A 3,628-nucleotide genomic window follows, 5' to 3' on the forward strand; every position below is an offset into this window, starting at 1 on the left:
CCCGCGGGTTCCTCTTCGCGCAGGCGATGGTCAGCGCGCCGCTGCCGCAGCCCACATCTATAAAAGGTTTACCCGGCTGCCCCATTTCTTATCTCCCGAATGCCGCCATCATCTGCGATTTCAAAAACATAAGTATCGCTCAGCAGATGGCCGTGCACACGAACATAATACTCTGCAAGGGTCTCTGACTTCCCACGATACACGGCCTTTTTCATGCAAAGGAGCTTCTTGGTATCCGGTGGCAAGAAGCCAAAGTAGAAAACCGCCTCGTCCAGCCCCATCAGCTTGGCGCTTGGAACATTACCTGAATCCGTCCACATATAACATTTGCATTCCGCGACGATGGACCTATCCTTATTTGCAAGATCAAACTTGTGATCCTTGGCAGGTTTTCCTATAGCCACCGCCGCTTCAGGTTCAAAATATGTATTGAACTTAGACTCAAGAATCGACTTTACGAGTTCTTGAAACTTGCGTCCGACATGCGGATTCTCTGAATTTGTGTTTGCCATTTTGGATTATGCCTCTAGCTTCTGTTTCAGATCGGCTTCAAATGCCTGTATTTCCTTCAGGCACTCATCCAGACCACCAAAGATGGCATCCTTGGAAAGCTCCTCGTCAAGGTCAACAGTCGTCCGGACGGCCTACTTTCGTCCCACCAGCAGCGTGGACCCTCCAAGGAAGAGGAATTTTGCCTCCCTGGGGCTCATGAACAGGCCCTGCGTCGTGTCGATGATCTGCACTTCCTGATACCCCATGGCCCGCAGCCTCTCGGCGAACGCCTGCATGTCCCCGTACCGGGCGGGGGACATGAGGTCGTGCAAGGCGAAGGTCCCGCCCTTCTTCAGGACCCGCAACGTTTCCAGGAGGACGTCCTGCTGGTTTACTCCAACGATGTTGTGGTAGCAGTAGTTGCTGGTGACCGCGTCGAAGCCCTCGTCCGGAAAATCGAGCTTCACCGCGTTGCCCTGAAGGAAGTGGACGTTGCTCACGCCCTCTGCCAGGGCGTTGTCCTCGCAGAGCTTCTTGTTGTATGAGGCGTAGGTGATCCCCCACAGGTCAACCCCCGTCATGCTTCCCCGCGGGTTCCTCTTCGCGCAGGCGATGGTCAGCGCGCCGCTGCCGCAGCCCACGTCGAGCCCGCATCCGCCGTCGGGCAGATGGACGTATTGCGCGACCCCCTCGACGATGGCGCGCGCCAGTTGTCTTTTGCCGTTGTAGTCAAAGGCCCGATACAGCGCGATGCCGAGCGCCAGAAGGACGAGGCAGGCGGCGCTTGCGAGCCCCAGCACGACGGCCAGAACGCCCCGCGCCGTGTCGGAAACGCCGGTCCCCAGGACCCCCAGGGCAAGGAAGAACAGCAGGATGACGGCGGTCACGACGGCGAGGGCGACGAGCAGGCCCTTCGGCACCCAGTTCTTGTAGTTCGGTTTCATGGACATCCCTCCAGTCGATAAAAATTCAAAACGCTGGGGCCTGCGCAGCTCCGCAGGCCCCATTCGATTACCCGAGGGCCACGTCCAGGGCCATCATCAGGGTGAAACCGACGGCGAACATCAGGCCGCCGACGTCGGAGTGCTTGCCCGACGAGAACTCCGGGATCAGCTCCTCCACCACGACGTAGAACATCGCCCCGGCCGCGAAGCTCAGAAAGTAGGGCATGAGGGGCGTGAAGACCTCCGCGGCCCAGAGCATCAGAACGGCGGCAACGGGTTCCACCGCGCCGGACAGGATGCCCTCGACGCAGGCGTGGCGTCGGCTCTCCCCCTCCGCGTGAAGCGGCATGGAGATGATGGCGCCCTCCGGGAAGTTCTGAATGGCGATGCCGAGCGCCAGGGCCATGGCGCCGCCCGCAGTGATCTCCTCCACGCCGGACAGGAGCCCCGCGTAGACGATCCCCACGGCCATGCCCTCGGGGACGTTGTGCAGCGTGACGGCGAGGGAGAGCATCGTCGTTCGCGGGAGGTGGGTTCTGGGACCCTCGGCCTCCTGAGCGTCCATGTGCAGGTGCGGGACGACCCGGTCCAGCAGGAGGAGGAACAGGGTCCCTGCCCAATAGCCGACCGCCGCAGGGAAAAAGGCGAAGGCCCCAAGGGGCTCGCTCTGCTCTATGGCGGGGATCAATAGGCTCCAGATCGACGCGGCGGTCATGACCCCCGCGGCAAAGCCGGTGAGCGCCCGTCGAATGGTGTCGTTGAGCTCCCCCTTCATGAAGAACACGCAGGCTGCGCCGAGGGACGTCCCCAGAAAGGGGATCAGGATCCCCTGAAACACTTGAAGATTCATGAACCTTACCTCGCCTTTCGTACCCCTTCGCGCCCTGACAGGGGGATTTGTGTTCAAGCTCCCGTGTGTGTCCTGCCTCCCCGTTCCCTTTGGACGTTAACGGGGGTAAATCGTTTAATTATAATCCATTCTCGTCATCCGCGAGGCGTATAATGAGGACGGGGAGGCAACGGTGATGGACATCATGACGATGCTGTTTGATCAGGAGACGGCGACGCGGAATTACGTCGACAGGGTGCGCCGCGAGGCGGCGGAACAGAGCCTCGCTGAAGGTATCGCCAAGGGCCTTGCCAGGGGCAACGTTCAGGGATTTGTGAACGCCTGCCGCGACTTTGGCATCCCCAGGAGCGAGGCTTTGGCGCGGGTGGCCAGGAGGTTCAACCTCACCGACGAGGATGCCAGGTCCGAGGTGGAGCGCTGCTGGGAGGCGAAGGAAACCGCACCGGCAGAGTGAAGGGGGTGAGGGCATGGGCAGGGTGGAGCGGGAGGAGGCTTGGGACATGAACCGCGAGGTCAAGGCCACGGTGTTCTCCGACCTCTTCAAGATCAAGAGGTACCTGTTTCAGCTCTACCGGACGCTGCACCCGGAGGACACGACGACCATGGAGGACGACCTGACGGACGTCAGCATCAACAACGTGCTGGTTGACGACATCTATAACGACCTGGGTTTTATGGTGGCGGACCGTCTGGTGGTTCTCGTGGAGGCGCAGAGCACGTGGACGGAGAATGTCCTGATTCGCGGGGCGATGTACCTTGTGCAGACGTGGCGGAACCACTTTGCGAGGACGGGGGCAGACCTCTATCACGCCCCCAGGGCGGCGCTCCCCCGGCCGGAGTTCTACGTTCTCTACACGGGCGAGAGGGTTGCACGCCCTGCAGTCCTCTCCCTTTCGGAGGAGTTTTTCTGCGGAGAGCCGTTTGCGATCGAGGTGCGGGCCAAGATGCTCTACGGCGAGGGGACGGGGGACGTCATCAGCCAGTATGCGGCGTTCTGCAGGGTTCTCAGCGATCAGGTGAAGCTCTACGGTCGGACGAGGCGGACGATCCGTGAGACGATACGTATCTGCAAGGAGCGCGACGTGCTGAAGGAGTATCTGGAGGACAGGGAGGCGGAGGTGATGGACATCATGACGATGCTGTTTGACCAGGAGACGGCGACGCGGAATTACGTTGACAGAGTACGCCGCGAGGCAGCGGAACAGGGCCTCGCCAAGGGTAACGTGCAGGGATTTGTGAACGCCTGCCGCGACTTTGGCATCCCCAGGAGCGAGGCTTTGGCGCGGGTGGCCAGGAGGTTCAACCTCACCGACGAGGATGCCAGGTCCGAGGTGGAGCGCTG

The 3,628-nt window shown here is 60.9% G+C and carries 5 protein-coding genes; 2 read left to right on the forward strand and 3 right to left on the reverse strand.

Annotated features, from left to right (window positions below; genetic code table 11):
- Positions 1-68 precede the first annotated feature (68 nt).
- The 3 genes from ACO41U_RS10050 to ACO41U_RS10060 form a co-directional block, all read right to left on the reverse strand.
- Positions 69-512: a hypothetical protein gene (locus ACO41U_RS10050; protein ID WP_485943658.1), complete on the reverse strand. Its 444-nt coding sequence runs from the start codon at positions 510-512 to the stop codon at positions 69-71.
- 132 nt (positions 513-644) lie between these two features.
- Complete coding sequence (locus tag ACO41U_RS10055; protein ID WP_485943660.1) at positions 645-1,436, reverse strand: class I SAM-dependent methyltransferase; 792 nt, start codon at positions 1,434-1,436, stop codon at positions 645-647.
- A 67-nt stretch (positions 1,437-1,503) separates the two neighbouring features.
- Positions 1,504-2,286, reverse strand: a complete 783-nt coding sequence (locus tag ACO41U_RS10060) for a ZIP family metal transporter (RefSeq protein WP_485943662.1) — start codon at positions 2,284-2,286, stop codon at positions 1,504-1,506.
- Between the two features lie 175 nt (positions 2,287-2,461).
- On the opposite strand from ACO41U_RS10060, the gene ACO41U_RS10065 reads away from it, so the two are divergent.
- Together ACO41U_RS10065 and ACO41U_RS10070 are read left to right on the forward strand one after the other, a co-directional pair.
- On the forward strand, positions 2,462-2,740 hold the full coding sequence (locus tag ACO41U_RS10065; RefSeq protein ID WP_485943664.1) for a hypothetical protein: 279 nt from the start codon (positions 2,462-2,464) through the stop codon (positions 2,738-2,740).
- Between the two features lie 13 nt (positions 2,741-2,753).
- Positions 2,754-3,628 (forward strand): hypothetical protein (locus ACO41U_RS10070; protein WP_485943666.1); only part of this gene is annotated, 875 nt, incomplete at its 3' end.

The organism is Fretibacterium sp. (genome assembly GCF_057312375.1).

Coding starts and splice junctions, on each gene's coding strand:
- ACO41U_RS10055 (WP_485943660.1), bottom strand. CDS start 1,436: ATGAAACCGAACTACAAGAACTGGGTGCCGAAGGGCCTGCTCGTCGCC.
- ACO41U_RS10050 (WP_485943658.1), bottom strand. CDS start 512: ATGGCAAACACAAATTCAGAGAATCCGCATGTCGGACGCAAGTTTCAA.
- ACO41U_RS10065 (WP_485943664.1), top strand. CDS start 2,462: ATGGACATCATGACGATGCTGTTTGATCAGGAGACGGCGACGCGGAAT.
- ACO41U_RS10060 (WP_485943662.1), bottom strand. CDS start 2,286: ATGAATCTTCAAGTGTTTCAGGGGATCCTGATCCCCTTTCTGGGGACG.